We start from the raw sequence: 16,541 nt of genomic DNA on the forward strand, positions 1-16,541 counted from the left end.
CTTTCGGCCGGGTGCTCCCGGTCGCTACCTCAGGTATCGCGTGCGCGCTGGGACGCGCGCACCCGTGGAACGGAGAAACACCATGCGACTCACTGTGCTCGGCTGCCGGGCCGGAATGCCGGCGGACGGCCAGCCCAGCTCCGGCTATCTGGTGGAAACCGGCGGCAGCCGGGTGCTGCTGGACTGCGGGCCCGGCATCGCGACCGCGCTCACCGCCGATCACGATCCGGCCGGGCTGGACGCGGTGATCATCAGTCACCTGCACATCGACCACTGCTACGACCTGCTGCCGTTGGGCAAGATCCTGCTCGCGCCCTACGCGCTGGCCAAATACCCCGGCTTCGAGTCGTGGTACGCGGACCTCCCGGATCGAATGCCGTTGATACCGCTGTACGTTCCCGTCGGCGCGCGCCCGGTGCTCGAGACCCTCGCCTCCGCGCTGACCACCGAGTCGCTGCCCGTGCTGGACCGAGTCTTCGAGGCGGCCTTCGACATTCGCGAGTACCGGCCCGACGACATCGTCACCATCGGCGAGAGCACCTGCGAGTTCATCGCCTTGCCGCACGCGAAACCCAATTGCGGACTGCGGATCTGCGGCCCGGACGGCTCCCTGGCCTATACCGGCGACACCGGGGTCTCGGACGCGCTCGAGCGGCTGGCCGCCGGGGTGGACCTGTTCCTGAGCGAGGCCAGCCTCGAGCGGACCGATCGCAGTGCCCACGGCCACCTCTGCGCCGCCGACGCCGCGCGGGCCGCCGTCGCCGCGGGTGCGCGCGAGTTGCTGCTGACGCACCTGCCCACCGGTGACGAGGTCTGGCGCAAGGCCCGGATGGACGAAGCGGCGCAACTGTTTCCGGGCCCGATCGAGCTGGCGCATCCGGGCATGGTGCGTGAGGTCGGCGCCTAGCCGAACCGGCCGGTCGGCGCGGTTGTATCGCCCATCGTTCATTTCGCCGTTCGGCGGGTTCACCCCCGGTTATCTGGGCCGGATACGCTGAGCTCCATCCCGAAGGGGAGGTAAACATGGAGCTCAGACTCTTGGCGTCCTTTGTCGCCGTGGCCGAAGAACTGCACTTCGGTCGCGCGGCGGCCCGACTACATTTGGCCCAGCCCTCACTCAGCCAGCAGATCCAGCGGCTGGAACGCAGTGTGGGAGTCCAACTGGTGGAGCGCAGCTCACATCAGGTCAACCTCACACCGGCGGGTGAGGTGCTGCGGGATCTCGCACGCACCATCCTCAGCCAGACCGAGGAGGCCCGGACGACCGTGCGCGAGGTGGCGCTCGGGCGGGCGGGCACCCTGCGCATCGGCTACAACTTCGCGGCCGGCCAGCGCATTCTGCCCAGCGCGCTGGCGCGGATGAACGCCATCCTGCCCAACGTCACGGTCACCATGATCGAGCAGCGCACCGGCCCGCAGCTGGCCGCGCTCTCCTCCGGGGCGCTCGACGTCGGGCTGGTCTACGGCCGTCCCGCGGCCACCGAATTCCACTGCCGGCCACTGCTACAGGTGCCGCTGGTGGCGGTGGTGGGCCGCGGGCACGCCTGGGCACGGCGGTCGAGCACCTCGTTCGCCGAATTGGCCGGCCAGTCCTGCATCCTGTTCGAGCGGCAGCAATGCCCGGCCATGTACGACGCCATCCACCATGCCGCCGAACGCAGCGGGATCAAGCTCACCGTGGAGCATCAGCTCGACGATCCCAATGCCACCGCGATCATGGTGGCGGTGAAGCCGATGGTCGGGTTCGCGTCCTCGGTGCGCGCGGGCGCCGCGCCCACCGCGGGCTACAACCAGACCGTCACGGTGGCCTTGCACGATCCGGTGCCGACGGTCGAACTGTGCGTGGTCTGGCGCGCCGATGATACCCGCCCGATCGTGCGATCCTTCCTGGGATGCATCGAATCGGCGCGGCCATTGGATTCCGCGATCAAGCTGGAATCCCGTCTGGCGCAATAGGAATCACCAACCGTGCGTGTGGATTATCGGCATTGCCGAGGGGTCGGCGCCCGGTGAGACTGAGTTCGTGATCAGCGAACTGGTCGTCTGGTGTGATTTCGGTGGCGTGCTCACCGACCCGGTGGCGGAGGTGCTCGAGCGGGTGTCCGCGCAGTGCGCGGTGCCCGCCGACATCCTGCTGCGGGCCTGTGCCGTCGTCGCGGCCGAGTTCGGCGGCGGCGAGTTCGCGCCGCTGGAACTCGGCGCGCTCGGCGAGGCCGAGTGGGGCCGCCGGGTGACGGCGGCGCTGCCACCGGCCTGGCCGCCGGCCGCCGATCTCGGCCGATTCAGCGAATTATGGTACGGCGAGCGCAGTTTCAACGGTGCACTGTTCGACGCCCTCAACGGCCGCCTCGACGCGGAGTGCCGGCTGGCCATGCTCACCAACAGCGTGCGCGAATGGGAACCCCACCGCGCCCGGCTGATGCCCGCGTCCGCCGGGTTCGCGGCGATCGTGCGATCCCACGAACACGGCGTCCGCAAACCCGATCCCCGCATCTTCCGCATCGCCGAGGACACCCTCGGCGTGCCCGCCGCGCGTTGCCTGCTCATCGACGACAGCGCGCGCAACTGCCGTGCCGCCGAAGCGGCGGGCTGGCAGGCGATTCAGCACTTCGGCAATACCGAAACTCTCGAACAGCTCGACCGGGTCCTGGCCGCGAGGTAAGCGACCGGCACCACGGACACCGAGCTTCGACGTAATCGAATCTCCAGGTGGTTACCTTGTTGCTGTCCACATCCGTCGACGATCACGGCCTGTCGGCGATCTCCCGAGGCGAATCCGAAGCCGACGCTCTGCCCGACGAGGCGGGGCTGTTCCACGTGGTGAGCGAAGGCGCGCGCCTGCGACCGGACCGCGCGGTGCTGTGCCGTCGATCCGGGACCGCCTGGGTCGACGTCGACTTCTCCGGATTCCACAGCGACGTAGTGGAATTCGCCGAGTTCCTGCTCGGCTGCGGCGTGGCGCACGGCGACCGGGTGGCGGTGCTGGGGCGTAACAGCTACGAGTGGGTCGTGGCCGACTACGCCGCGCTGAGCATCGGCGCGATCGTGGTGCCGGTCTATCCGACCGCCTCCGAGCAGCAGATCGCCCATATCGTGGCCGATTCCGGCGCCGCCTACGGCTTCGCGGAGACCCCGGAACAGCGCGAGCTGCTGGCCCGGGTGGGTGGCGAGCGGTGGCGGCTGCCGGTCCGGCTGCTCACCGACCCGCCGATCGCACCCGACGCCGCGGACGCGCGGTCCTTCGCCGAGCGCAGCGCGGCCGTCCGCGCCGGCGACATCGCCACCATCGTCTACACCAGCGGCACCACGGGAATGCCGAAGGGCTGCGTGCTCACCCACCGCAATATGTTCGCCTCCTCCGGCAATACGGTGCGGCATCTGTCCGAACTGTTCCGTGCCGGGGACGCCTCGACCCTGCTGGCGCTGCCGCTGTCGCACATCTTCGGCCGTACCGTCTTGCTGGCCTGCCTGCACGGCGGCACCCGGACCGGGCTGCTGGCCGGAATCCCGGATCTGCTGGACGCGCTGCCGGAGTTCCGCCCGACCTTCCTGGCCCTGGTGCCGTACGCGCTGGAGAAGATCCGCAAGCGCTGCTGGGCCGCCATCGGCGAGGCGGCCGACCGGGTGGCCGTCGACTACGGCCGCGCGCTGTTCGAGGCCGACGCGGTCGATCCGGAACTGGCGGCCGCGCACCGCGCGCACAACGAACACGAGTTCGTCGCCGTCCGTGAGATCTTCGGCGGCCGGTGCCGGTACGTGATCAGCGGCGGCGCGTCGCTGGACGCCACCACCGACGCCTTCTACGCCGGCGCCGGGATCCAGATCCTGGGAGCGTACGGGCTCACCGAATCGGCCACCGCCGTGACCATCAACCCGGTCCGGGCCAATCGGCACGGCAGCGTGGGCCGTCCGGTGCCCGGCGTCACCGTCGCGATCGCGGACGACGGCGAGGTGCTCGTCTCCGGAGCGAACACCTCGCCCGGCTACTGGCCCACCGATGTCAGGACCGCCGAAACCATGTTGCGCACAGGCGATCTCGGATCGGTCGATCCCGACGGCTACCTGTACATCACCGGCCGCCGCAAGGAGATCCTGGTCACCAGCGGCGGTAAGAACGTCGCGCCGACGCCGCTCGAGGACCGGGTGCGCCTGCATCCTCTGGTCAGCAACTGCATCGTGCTCGGGGAAGCGCGCTCCTATGTCACCGCGCTGGTCACCTTGGACCCGGTGGCAGTCGAGGAGTGGGCTCGCGACCGGGAACCATCGGCGCCGCAGCGGGATTGGAGCAACCACTCCGAGGTGGTGGCCGCGGTCGCGACCGCGATCGCGGACGCCAACGGCCTGGTCTCGCGGGCGGAGTCGATCCGTGAATTCCGGGTCGTGTCCGGTGATTTCACCGTCGACAACGGCCAGCTCACCCCCTCGCTCAAGCTGCGCCGCGCGGTCATCGAGCAGGCCTACGCCGACGACATCTCCGCGCTGTATGCCCCGCGTCCATCCGCGTGACGCCCCGGTGTCATCCGGCACCCGATTCTCATCGAAATCCGCAATCGCACAATGCAATTCGAATCTCAGATCTTGAGGGCCCCGGTGCGGGGATCCGAGAATGATCATGTCGAATTCACGGCAGGTAGGGAGTATTTTCCATGTACGACGTGATCGTGGTCGGTGCGCGCTGCGCGGGCTCGCCGCTGGCAATGCTGCTGGCCCGCAAGGGCCATCGGGTGCTGGTGGTCGACCGGTCGACCTTCCCCAGCGACACCGTCTCCACCCACTACATGCACCAGGTCGGCGTGGCGCGCCTGAAGGCCTGGGGCCTGCTGGACAAGCTGGTCGCCACCGGCGTCACCCCCATTCGCCGGTTGAACTTCTCCTACACCGGCATCACCCTGCGCGGCTTCGCCGAGGTCGAGGGCATCGACGAGGTGTACGCCCCGCGCCGTACCGTGCTCGACACCCTGCTGGTCGAGGCCGCCCGGGAGGCGGGCGCGGAGGTGATCGAGGGCTTCACGGTCACCGGCCTGGTGCTCGAGGACGGCCGTGTGTGCGGCGTCAAGGGCAATCTCGCCGACGGCCCCGAGCAGGAATTCCGGTCCGCGTTCGTGGTCGGCGCGGACGGCCGCAATTCGACCGTCGGCGATCTGGTCGAGGCCGAATTCCATACGGTGCGACCGGCTTCCTGCTTCGTGTACTACAGCTACTACGACGGCCTGGACTGGGAATTCCACCACTGGACCGGCATGGACAAGCAGCAGTTCGGCGCGTGGCCGACCAACGATGATCAGCACCTGGTCACCGTCATGCGCCCGCTGGACCGGTTCGCCGAGTTCCGCACCGATGTGGACGCCAACTTCCAGCAGGTCTTCGACCAGATCCTGCCGGAGTTCGGTGCGCAGTTGCGCGACAACGGCAAGCGGGCCGAGCGGCTGCGCTCCATGCGCTACCCCGACAACTTCTACCGCCGCTCGACCGGCCCGGGCTGGGCGCTGGTCGGCGACGCCGGCTACCACAAGGACCCCTTCACCGGCTGGGGCATCTCCGACGCCCTGGTCTACACCGAGGTGCTGGCCGACCGGCTGCACGAGGGCCTGTCCGGCGATCGTCCCATCGACGAGGCCGCGGCCGAGTACGAGCACTACCGCGACGAGGGCAGCCGCTCGACCTTCGACTTCACCTGCATGATCTCCGAACTGAAGGCCCCGCCCTTCTTCGAGACCGTATTCCGTGCCGCCGGCGCCAGTGAGCTGGGCCTGACGCAGTTCTTCCGCCTGATCGGCGGCGGGCTGCACGGCAAGGAGTTCTTCGCGCCCGAGCACCTGGACACCCTCTACACCGCCGCGGGCACGCCGGTGGCCGAGCGGATGTACGAGAACAGCGAATCCTGAACGCCCCCAGCCGAATCGGAGACAGGACAATGGCGACCATCAGACTGACCACGCTCGGGGACAGCTTCGTGGAGGGGCGCGGTGACGCCGCGCCCGGCGGCGGCTGGCACGGCTGGGTGCCCCGCCTGGCCGACATGCTCTGGCTGCCAGGCGATTCCGTGCGCAACCTGGGCGCCTACCAGGCCACCACCCAGGACGTCGTCGACCACCAGCTGACTCGCGCCCTGGCCAACAAGGCCCCGGTGATCGGCGTCATCGTGGGAGTCAACGACCTGGTCGGGGACTACGACCCGGACCGTTTCCGGCGCAATCTCGCCGCCATCTTCGACCAGACCACCGGTATGGACACCGTCGTCTTCACCGCCACGTACGCGGACATCCCGGCCAATCTGCCGGTGCCCGAAACTTTCCGGACCCTGCTGCGGGACCGCTTCGCCCGGGCCAACGACGCCCTGCGCGAGACCACCGCACGCACCGGAGCGCTGTGCCTGGACGTCACCACCGTCCCCGACTGGGCCGATCCGGCCATGTGGTCGGCGGACGGCCTGCATCCCAGCCCGCTGGGACACGAGTACTTCGCCCGCTCGGTGGCCGAGCTGCTGGCGCACACGACCGGGATGACGCCGGCCGCGGCTTAGCCGCCGCCACTCAGAGAGGAAAGCTGTGAGCGAGGAAACGACGCGGATCGGGCGGCGACTGGCCGACAATCCGATCGCGATTGTCGGCATGTCGAGTCTGTTCCCCAAGGCCCGCAATCACCGGGACTACTGGCAGAACATCGTCGACGGCCTGGACTGCACCAGCGAGGTCCCCGAATCCCGTTGGAAGATCGACGACTACTACGACCCGAACCCCGACGCCCCCGACAAGACCTACGCCCGGCGCGGCGCGTTCCTGCCCGACGTGGACTTCGATCCGCTGGAGTTCGGCCTGCCGCCCAACCAGCTCGACGTCACCAGCACCATGCAGACACTGAGCCTGATGGTCGCGCGAGACCTGTTGCAGGACACCGGCGTCGAGTCCGGCGACTGGTACCGGCCCGCCCGCACCGGCGTGGTGCTCGGCACCACCGGCCCGGTGCCGCTCATGCACCCGCTGGCCGCGCGCCTGTCGACTCCGGTGCTCAAGGAGGTGGTGCGGGCCGCGGGCCTGACCGCCGCCGACGCCCAGGAGATCGCCGACCGCTATGTGCGCGCCTTCGCGCCGTGGGAGGAGAACTCCTTCCCCGGCTTCCTGGCCAATGTGGTGGCCGGGCGCATCGCCAACCGCCTCGACCTGGGCGGGCTGAACTGCACCGTGGACGCCGCGTGCGCCGCCTCGCTCTCGGCCATGCGGGTGGCCATCGCGGAACTGGTCGACGGCCGCGCCGACATGATGATCACCGGTGGAGTGGACACGGAGAACACCATTTTCGTGTACATGTCCTTCGGCAAGGTCGGCGCGCTGTCCAAGTCCGACCGGATCAGCCCGTTCGCCGACGACGCCGACGGCACCCTGCTCGGTGAGGGCATCGGCATGCTGGCGCTGCGCCGGCTGGCCGACGCCGAACGCGACGGCAACCGCGTCTACGCGGTGATCCGTGGTCTGGGCTCCTCCAGCGACGGTCGCGCCAACAGCATCTACGCGCCGCGCGCCGAAGGCCAGCGCATCGCGCTCGACCGGGCCTACGAGGACGCCGACTGCTCCCCGGCGTCGGTGGAACTGTTCGAGGCGCACGCCACCGGCACCGCCGTCGGCGACCGCACCGAGCTGACCGCGCTGCGGGAACTGCTCGCCGACAACGCGGCCCCGCTGCACGGCGCGGCGCTGGGCAGCGTGAAGTCCCAGATCGGGCACACCAAGGGCGCGGCGGGCACCGCCAGCGTCATGAAGCTGTCATTGGCGCTGTACCACAAGGTCTTCCCGCCGACCATCAATGTGGATCGGCCCAACAGCGGGATCGACTTCGACTCCGCGCCGTTCTACGTGAACACCAAGCTGCGGCCGTGGATCCGCGATCCGCGCCGCGAGGTGCGCCGGGCGGCGGCCTCCGCGATGGGCTTCGGCGGCACCAACTTCCACATGGTCCTCGAGGAATACGACGCGGACCGGTCGGCGGTGCGCAATCTGCATCGCACCGCCCGTGCCTTCCTGTGGCACGCGCCGGACGCGGCGGCGCTGCGCGAGCTGCTGAACTCGGGCGCGCCCGCCGTCGACGGCGGACCGGTGCCCGCGGCGCACGCTCGCGTGGGTTTCGTCGCTGTCGACGACATCACCGAGGCGCGGCTGCGCGCCCTGGTGGTCGAGCGGCTCGCCGCCGATCCGGACTCCGAGCAGTGGTCGCTGCCGCAGGGCGCGTACTACCGCCGCCGAGCCCCGGGCGCGGTGAAGATCGGCGCGCTGTTCGCCGGGCAGGGCAGCCAGTACCTGGACATGGGCCTGGAGGCCGTGGTCAATGTCCCGACGGTGGCCGACGCCTTCGACGCCGCCAACGCCGCCTTCCCGGGCGAGGATCCGGGCCTGGCCGCGGCCGTGTTCCCGCCGCCGATCTTCGATCCGGAGCTGCGCCAGCGTCAGGAGTCGACGCTGCGCCGCACCGAGTACGCCCAGCCCGCCATCGGCGCGCTGGCGGCCGGGCAGTTCCGCTTCCTGCGCGAACTCGGTCTGCGCTGTGACGGGTTGCTGGGCCACAGTTTCGGTGAACTCACCGCGCTGTGGGCCGCCGACGCCCTGACCGACGCCGAGTACCACCGGCTCGCGGCCGCTCGCGGCGCGGCGATGGCGCCGGTCGCCGACAGCGCCGACGCCGGGACCATGGCCGCCGTCGCGGCGACCCGGGACGTGGTCGAGAAGCTGCTGGCGGAAACGCCGGATGTGCTGGTGTGCAACCACAATGCCCCCGAGCAGGTGGTCGTGGGTGGCGGCACCGACGCGGTGGCGGCACTGCTCGCCGAGTGCGCGAGCCAGGGGATCACCGCCCGCCGGCTGCCGGTGTCCGCGGCCTTTCACACGCCCTACGTCGGGCACGCCGTCGACCGGTTCCGTGCCGCGCTGGACTCGGTCGCGATCGGCGCACCGGCGGTGCCGGTCTACGCCAACAGTCCCGGGGCCGGGTACGCCGCCGACGCCGAGGCCAATGCCGACACCCTGGCCCGGCAGCTGTTGCGCCCGGTGGAATTCGTCGAGGCGGTGCGCGCCATGCGTGCCGACGGCATCACCGTCTTCGTGGAGTTCGGTCCCAAGCAGGTTCTCACCGGCCTGGTCCGGACCATCCTCGCCGACACCGACACCATCGCCGTCCCCACCGACAGCGGCCCGCTCGGCGACTCCGACCTCGCGCTGAAGCAGGCCGCGGTCCAGCTGGCGGTGCTGGGCGTCGAACTCGACGGCATCAACCGCTACGACGCCCCGACACCGCCGGAACCGGCCCGCAAGGGCATGACCGTCAGCCTGTCGGCTCCCGAGTACATCTCACCCGCCCGCCGCGCCGCCTATCAGGACGGTCTGACCGACGGCTTCCGCGTCGCCGCGGCCGCCACCGCGACCGAGCCCGCGCCGGCCCCGGCCTACAGCAACGGGGCTGTGGCACACCCTATTCAGGAGGAAACCCCGATGACCGTCCACCCGCAGGCCCGGAACCGATCCGAGGACGACCCGGCCGCCCAGCACCTGGCGCTGCACTCGCGCTACCTGGACAGCCAGCTGAACGTGGCCGAGACCCTGGTCGGCCTGATCGCCCAGCACGGCCTCGACGACCCGAACCTGCCCGGCGTCATCGCCTCGGTGCGCGATCAGAGCGTCGCCATCGGCCACGCCCACGAGCGGGCCGCCGAAGTGCTGGCCCGGCTGGCGGAGCTGGAATCCGGTGTCGCCCCGGCCGTCTGGAGCGAGCCGGTCGAATACCGGCCCGCACCGGTCCTCGCGCCCGTCACGCCCCGGCAGCTGACCGCCGCGGCTCCCGCCCTCGCCCCGGTAGCTCCCGCCGCCGCCGTCCCCGCCGCCGTGGTCGCTTCGGCTACCGCCGTCGTGGCTCCGACCCCCGCCGCCGTGGCTCCAGCTCCCGCCGCCGCGCCGGAACCGGTTGCCACCCAGCCGAACTCGCCGATCGTGGCCGAGCTCGCGAGCTCGAACGGCCAGGGTCTCGACGCCGCGTCCGTCCGCGCCGCGCTGGTCGAGGTCGTCGCCGACAAGACCGGCTACCCGACCGACCTGATCGACCCCGTCATGGACCTGGAAGCCGACCTCGGCGTCGACTCCATCAAGCGGGTCCAGGTGCTCGGCGTAGTGCAGGAGCGCTTCCCCGACCTGCCGGTCATCGGCCCCGAAGTGCTCGGCGAATTGCGAACTCTCGACCAGATGGTGGACGTGCTGGTCGGAGAGGCGGGTGGTGTCGACCCAAAAGCACCGTCGCCGACCACTGAGCCGAGCTCGGAGGTCGGTCCGGCACCCACCCTGCGGCACCGGGTCGAGCTGGTCGACCTGCCCGCCATCGACGCCATGGACACTGCGTTCCGCGACGCACCCGTAGCGGTCGTCGCGGACCACGGTGGCGTCGATGCCCCGAAAATCGTCGCGGGCCTGGAATTTCGAGGCTGGACCGTCCGACGGATCGACCTCTCCGACGTCGCCGACGCGGCGTCGCTGGAACGGTCGATCAGTGCGGGCCTGGCTGATCCGGTCGATCTCGTCCTGGCCGTGGCCGACGGCGAACCGACCTGGGCGGGCGCGGAGAACACCCTGACAGCGGCGATCCTGCTGGCCAAGCACGCGCCCGCCGCGCTGACCGGGACGACGGGCCGCGCGGCCTTCCTCACCCTGACCCGGTTGGACGGCGGCCTCGGACACACCGGCACGGCGGCCCCGGCCGCCGGACTGGTGGCCGGCGTCGGCGGCGTGGTGAAAACCCTTGCCGCCGAGGCGCCGCGCCTGTTCTGCCGGGCCGTGGACGTGCACCCGGACCTGGACGACGAACAGCTGGTCGAGACGGTGTGCGCCGAACTCGGCGACGCGGCCGTCGACACACTCGAGGTCGGCGTGGATCGAACCGGAACCCGCCGCACCGTCGTACCGAGCCGGTTCCCGCACCCGGTCGACGCGACGCCGGTCGGACCGGACACCACCGCCGAACCGGTGCTCGAATCCGACGACGTCTTCGTGGTGACCGGCGGCGCTCGCGGCGTCACCGCCCTGTGCGTGGCGGCGCTGGCCGCCGGCTGCCCGGCGGAATTCCTGCTGCTGGGCCGCACCGAGCTCGCCGACGAGCCGGAGTGGGCGGCGGGCGTGCCCGACGCCGAGCTGCGCGCCGCGGTGATCGAGCGGCTGCGGGCCGGGGGAGAGCGCCCGGCTCCGCGCGAGATCGCCCGGCTGCACGGAGAACTGGTCGCGCACCGCGAGATTCGCGGCACCCTCGACCGGCTGCACGCGGCGGGAGCTCACGCGAGTTACCTGGCCGTGGACGTCACCGATGCCGAGGCAGTGCGAGCCGCCCTGGCCGGTCGCGAGGTGACCGGCATCGTGCACGGTGCGGGCGTCCTCGCCGACGCGCTGTTGCCGGACAAGACGATCGAACAGATCGACCGGGTGTTCGCGCCGAAACTGCGCGGCCTCGCGGCCGTCCTCGCCGCCGTCGATCCGGACCGATTGCGGCACCTGGTGGTGTTCACCTCCATCGCCGGCCTGCTCGGCAACCCCGGTCAGGCGGACTACGCCGCCGCCAACGAGGCCCTGGCCCGGTTCGTCGCGAGCTGGCGGCACCGGAATCCGGACCGGCACGGCCTCGCGATCGACTGGGCGGCCTGGGACGGCGGCATGGTGACCGCCGAACTGCGGGCCCTGTTCACCGCCCGCGGCGTGCCGCTGCTCGACCCGGCCACGGGCGCACGGGCTTTCGCCAACGAGTTCGCGGCGGCGCACCGCGCCGACACCCGGATCCTGGTCGGGGCGGCCACCGCCCTGGGCGGCACCGAGCCGAATCCCGCGCCCGGCCGCATCGCCCGCCGGCAACTGGACGCGCTGCGGCACGATCCGGTCATCGGCGATCACCGGATCGGCACGCAGGCGGTGCTGCCCGCGACCTTCGGTCTGGGCTGGCTCATCAATGTGGCCGAGCGCGCCCATCCCGGACTGCGCGTCGTGCGGGTCACCGGTTTCCAGGTGAACAAGGGGATCGTGTTCGACGACGCGCCCGAAATCCCCCGCTGGGTGGAACTTTCGGACGCTCGCGTCGAGGGCGGCCGCGTGATCGTGGACGCCGCCGCCCGCGGCGACAGCGGCCGCGCCCTGCCCATCTCGCACTACACGGCCACCCTGGAACTGGCCGCCGCCCCCGGCGCCACGCCGGCGCGGCCGCCGCACCCCTCGGGCATCGGAGCCCAGGACGGCGCGTCCATCTACACCAGCGCCACCCAGTTCCACGGCCCGCTGCTGCAAGGGCTGCGAGAAGTCCTGGAGTTCACCGACGAACGCCTGGTGGTCCGCTGTCACCTGACCGACACCCCGGTGTCGAACCGCGCCTTCGCCGGTGGCCTGCACAGCCCGGTGCTGGCGGACCTGCTGTTGCAGGGCCCGTCGGTGCTCGGCGGCCGGCTGCTCGGCCAGGCCTGCCTACCCCTGGCCATCGGATCCGCCGACTACTACGCGCCACTGCCCGGCGACACGGATTTCCTCCTCACCGTGGACGGCGTCCGCCGAAACGCCAACGGCATCACCGCGACCGCCACGGCCACCGATGACGCGGGCCGGGTCCTGGTGCGATTCGACGAGCTGGTGTTCGTGGCGACACCGGCCATGGCAGCCAAATTCGCCGAATCCGTGGCGAACCGCCGAACGGAGACCGCGTAGTGAACACCGCTGAACTCGATTTCGTAGGCGAGCCCTTCGACCCGCTCGCCCTGACCTCCCGCGCGGCCACCCCGCCCGCACCGGCGCAGGTTCCCGTCCACACCGCACCCGCCCCCACTTCACCCAGCCCGGCTGTCCCCGCTTCACCCAACTTGGCTGTCCCCGCTTCACCAAGCTCGGCTGTCCCCGCTTCACCCAGCTCGGCCGTTCCCGCTTCACCCAGCTCGGCTGTCCCGGCTTCACCCAGCCCGGCCGTTCCCGCTTCACCCAATTCGGCCGTCACTGCGGCACCGGTCCCGCCGACGCGCGAGGGCGTGGCGAGCCTGGTCCGCGACCTGCGCTTCGCCATGGTCAGCGCCCACGAACAGGTCCTGCGCGCGCAAACGGCTATGCAGCTGCGCGCATTTCATGTGCCGGGCGCTACGGGGGCCCGGCCGTCCGCGAACCCGCTCGTGTCGTCCGCGAACCCAACCGTGTCGCCGGCGAACCCCCTCGTGTCGTCCGAGAACCCGACCGTGTCGCCTGTGAACTCGGTCGTCCCACCGGCGAATCAAACTGTGCCGCCTGCGGATTCAGCCGCACCGCGCTCGGTGACCACGGGCACGCGGGTGGACAGCGAGGCTCGGTTCAAGCCGCTTGCCCGTACCACGGTCACCGACCTCGATGCCGCGGCGCTGGCGAAGCTGGCCGCCGGTGACATCGCGGCGGTGTTCGGTGACCGCTATGCCCAGGACGACGCGAACCCGGATATCCGCGTCAGCGACGCCGCGATCGCCGCGGTGCACGGACTGGACGTGTACGGCGGGGCTTGGGGCAGAGGCGGATTGACCGCGCTCCTGCGTCCTTCCGCCCGCACCGCCGCGGCGGTGGAGTCGGACGAGGTGGTCGAGGCCGTCGTCCAGGCCGCGCAGATCTTCGCGCTCCACGCGGGCCTGCATCTGTGCCTGGTGGACGCCACTTTCGAACGCACCGCGCCGGGACTGCCCGAACAGCCGGTGGCGCTGGACTTGGCGTCCCCGGCGGCCGGTGAGCTCGACCTCGTCGTGGAGGTCACCGAGCTCGACCTGGTGCCCAGACCGTATGTGCGTGTGGACGCGCAGGTTTCGGCGGCGGGTACCGTGCTCGGCTGGGTGCGCGGCGTCACCGTGGCAGTGGTCGAGAAGCCGGGTGTGCCGATCGGCCCCGAACCGGGCGGCGTCCCCGCGCGCTGGCTGGGCCGCGTCGGCCGCTTCGGCGAGCGCGCCCTGCTGAGCGAATTCCATCTCGCCCACATGTGCCGCGGCGATCAGGGCATCGGCATGGGTCCGGAGTTCAGCGACAACAGCTCGCGCAAGGCCACCCGTCCGCCGGACGGCGGGCTGCTGCTGGTGGACCGGTTCATGGAGATGTCGGGCACCCGCGGCAAGCTCGACTCGGGTTCGCACCGAACCGAATACGACTCGCCCGCCGATTCCTGGTATTACCGCGACACCGCCAACGCCTCCATGCCCAACTGCGTGTACATGGAGACCTCCCTGCAGGCCGCCCTGCTGCTCGGCTACTACCTCGGACCCACCCTCGACGATCCCGGCGCCACGGTCAGCCTGCGCAATCTGGGCGGGACGGCCACGGTGCTGCGCGAGGTGGATCTGCGCGACAAGACCATCGTCGAGCACTCGCGGCTGTTGTCCACCTCACCGGTCCCGGGCTCGACCCTGCAGAACTTCGAATACACGATGACCGTGGACGGCGAGCCCTTCTATTCCGGCGACACGCTTTTCGGCTATTTCAGCGATGCCGCCATGGCCAACCAGACCGGACTGGACGCGGGACGCCATGTCCCGACCTGGCTCGACAGCCAGGACGGCACGCCCTCGTCCCGGATCATCGACGTGGCCGCCCGCCGCGCCGACCCGAACGCCCGTCTCGTCTCCCGCGACCACCTGGCCCTGCTCGACCGGGTGCGGGTGGTGGACGGCGGTGGCCGCTACGGGCAGGGCTACCTGCACGCGGTGCAGCCGATCGACCCGTCGCACTGGGTGTTCGCGCGGCACTTCCGCTTCGATCCGGTGATCCCCGGCTCGTTCGGCATCGAAGCCTGCGTCCAGGCCATGCAGGAATGGGTGCTGGACAGCGGATTCGCCGACGGCCTGCGCAACCCCGGTTTCGTACTGCCCGCCGGACTGCCGTTCACCTGGAAGTACCGCGGCCAATTCCTGCCCACCGACGGGGAATACACCCTCGAGGTCCACGTGAAGCGGGTCGAGCGGCGGCCCGGCCGGGTCCGTGTGGTCGGCGAGGCCAGCATGTGGAAGCCCGGCCTGCGCATCTACGAACTCAGCGATATCGCAGTCGAACTGCGTGCGGAAGGAGCGCTGCCATGGTGAGCGCCGTACCCACCCGAATGTCCGCCGATGTGGCGGGCGTGCAGGCCGCGCTGCTGCGCCTGGAAGACCCGTTCTTCCTGGTGCGCACCGAATCCGGTCTCGCGACGACCAATGATCCGGCCGCGGCGCGCACCGCGCAGGTGCTGGCCGCCGTCCCGGCCGGGCGGCCGGAGGTCCTGGGGGACGAGGGCTTCCGCCGCGCCCACGGCGTCCGCCAGGCCTACATGGCCGGGGCCATGGCCAATGGCATCGCCTCGGCCCGCATGGTGATCGCGCTGGCCCGCGCGGGCATCCTGGCGTCCTATGGCGCGGCCGGGGTGCTGCCGGGGCGCGTCGACGAGGCGCTGGGCGAGATCCGCCGCCAGGCGCCGGGGATGCCGTTCGCCTGCAACCTGATCCACTCGCCCAGCGAACTCGCCCTGGAGCGGGCCACGGTGGATCTGTGCCTGCGCCACCAGGTCCGGTGCGTCGAGGCGTCGGCGTTCATGAGCCTGACGCCGCAGGTGGTGCACTACCGGCTCGCGGGTCTGGTCCCGCGGGCGGGCCGCGTGGTCGCCGAGAACAAGGTGATCGCCAAGGTCTCCCGGCCCGAGGTCGCCGAACTGTTCCTGCGGCCGGCACCCGAACCCATGGTCCGGGACCTGGTCGCGGCCGGTCTGGTCACCGCCGAGCAGGCCGAACTGGCCCGGCGGGTCCCGATGGCCGACGACATCACCGCCGAGGCCGATTCGGGCGGGCACACCGACCGCCGGCCCCTGACCGTGCTGGTGCCCGAACTGATCGCCCTGCGCGACCGCGTCCAGTCCGAGCTCGGCTACCCCGAGCCGGTCCGGATCGGCGCGGCGGGCGGCATCGGCACCCCGACGGCCGCCTTCGCCGCCCTGTCGCTCGGCGCCTCCTACATCGTCACCGGCTCGATCAATCAGGCCACTGTCGAAGCGGGGCAATCGGAGTCGACCAAGCAGCTACTGGTCACCGCGGGCAGCGCCGACTGCGCCATGGCCCCCTCGGCGGACATGTTCGAGATGGGCGTGGACGTGCAGGTCCTCAAGCGCGGCACCCTGTTCGCCTCCCGCGCCAGACAGCTCTACGACCTCTACCGGGCCTGCGAATCGATCGATGACATCCCCGCCGCGGAGCGAATCCTGCTGGAACAACGTACCTTCCAGCGACCGCTGGACCAGGTGTGGGCGGGCTGCGTCGAGTTCTTCACCGAACGCGACCCCGAGCAGCTGGTCCGCGCCGAACGGGACCCGAAACGCAAGATGGCGTTGATCTTCCGCTGGTACCTGGGCCTGTCCTCGGCCTGGAGCATCGCCGGGGATCCCGAGCGCGCCACCGACTACCAGGTGTGGTGCGGCCCGGCCATGGGCGCGTTCAACGCCTGGGCGGCCGGGTCCTATCTGGCCCCGGCCCGCAACCGGCAGGTGGCGGAGCTGGCCGCGCAGCTCATGCGCGGCACCGCGGTCAC

At 70.9% G+C, this 16,541-nt stretch carries 9 protein-coding genes; all 9 read left to right on the forward strand.

The features are described 5' to 3' along the window. Positions 1-82: 82 nt before the first annotated feature. Positions 83-907 carry an MBL fold metallo-hydrolase gene (locus ACWELJ_RS08225; protein WP_452365480.1) on the forward strand — a complete coding sequence of 275 codons (825 nt, stop codon included), beginning with the start codon at positions 83-85 and terminating at the stop codon, positions 905-907. Between the two features lie 116 nt (positions 908-1,023). Continuing rightward, complete coding sequence (locus ACWELJ_RS08230; protein WP_452365481.1) at positions 1,024-1,956, forward strand: LysR family transcriptional regulator; 933 nt, start codon at positions 1,024-1,026, stop codon at positions 1,954-1,956. A gap of 67 nt (positions 1,957-2,023) precedes the next feature. Then, positions 2,024-2,662 (forward strand): HAD-IA family hydrolase, encoded by a 639-nt coding sequence (locus tag ACWELJ_RS08235; RefSeq protein WP_452365482.1) that lies wholly within the window; start codon positions 2,024-2,026, stop codon positions 2,660-2,662. Positions 2,663-2,709: 47 nt separating this feature from the next. After that, positions 2,710-4,506 (forward strand): AMP-dependent synthetase/ligase, encoded by a 1,797-nt coding sequence (locus ACWELJ_RS08240; RefSeq protein WP_452365483.1) that lies wholly within the window; start codon positions 2,710-2,712, stop codon positions 4,504-4,506. A 140-nt stretch (positions 4,507-4,646) separates the two neighbouring features. Further along, positions 4,647-5,885, forward strand: a complete 1,239-nt coding sequence (locus ACWELJ_RS08245; RefSeq protein ID WP_452365484.1) for an NAD(P)/FAD-dependent oxidoreductase — start codon at positions 4,647-4,649, stop codon at positions 5,883-5,885. Positions 5,886-5,914: 29 nt separating this feature from the next. After that, positions 5,915-6,523 (forward strand): SGNH/GDSL hydrolase family protein, encoded by a 609-nt coding sequence (locus ACWELJ_RS08250; protein WP_452365485.1) that lies wholly within the window; start codon positions 5,915-5,917, stop codon positions 6,521-6,523. A 25-nt stretch (positions 6,524-6,548) separates the two neighbouring features. Then, complete coding sequence (locus ACWELJ_RS08255; RefSeq protein ID WP_452365486.1) at positions 6,549-12,704, forward strand: SDR family NAD(P)-dependent oxidoreductase; 6,156 nt, start codon at positions 6,549-6,551, stop codon at positions 12,702-12,704. Positions 12,705-13,294: 590 nt separating this feature from the next. After that, complete coding sequence (locus ACWELJ_RS08260; RefSeq protein WP_452365487.1) at positions 13,295-15,070, forward strand: beta-ketoacyl synthase; 1,776 nt, start codon at positions 13,295-13,297, stop codon at positions 15,068-15,070. Further along, positions 15,064-16,541, forward strand: a 1,478-nt coding sequence (locus ACWELJ_RS08265; protein ID WP_452365488.1) for a PfaD family polyunsaturated fatty acid/polyketide biosynthesis protein, incomplete at its 3' end; no start/stop codon positions are given. The genes ACWELJ_RS08260 and ACWELJ_RS08265, both read left to right, overlap by 7 nt.

The sequence above is a fragment of the Nocardia sp. NPDC004582 genome (assembly GCF_053602115.1).

Excerpts from the sequence above, each read along its gene's own strand:
- ACWELJ_RS08225 (WP_452365480.1), top strand. The coding sequence starts at position 83 with ATGCGACTCACTGTGCTCGGCTGCCGGGCCGGAATGCCGGCGGACGGC.
- ACWELJ_RS08230 (WP_452365481.1), top strand. The coding sequence starts at position 1,024 with ATGGAGCTCAGACTCTTGGCGTCCTTTGTCGCCGTGGCCGAAGAACTG.
- ACWELJ_RS08245 (WP_452365484.1), top strand. The coding sequence starts at position 4,647 with ATGTACGACGTGATCGTGGTCGGTGCGCGCTGCGCGGGCTCGCCGCTG.
- ACWELJ_RS08250 (WP_452365485.1), top strand. The coding sequence starts at position 5,915 with ATGGCGACCATCAGACTGACCACGCTCGGGGACAGCTTCGTGGAGGGG.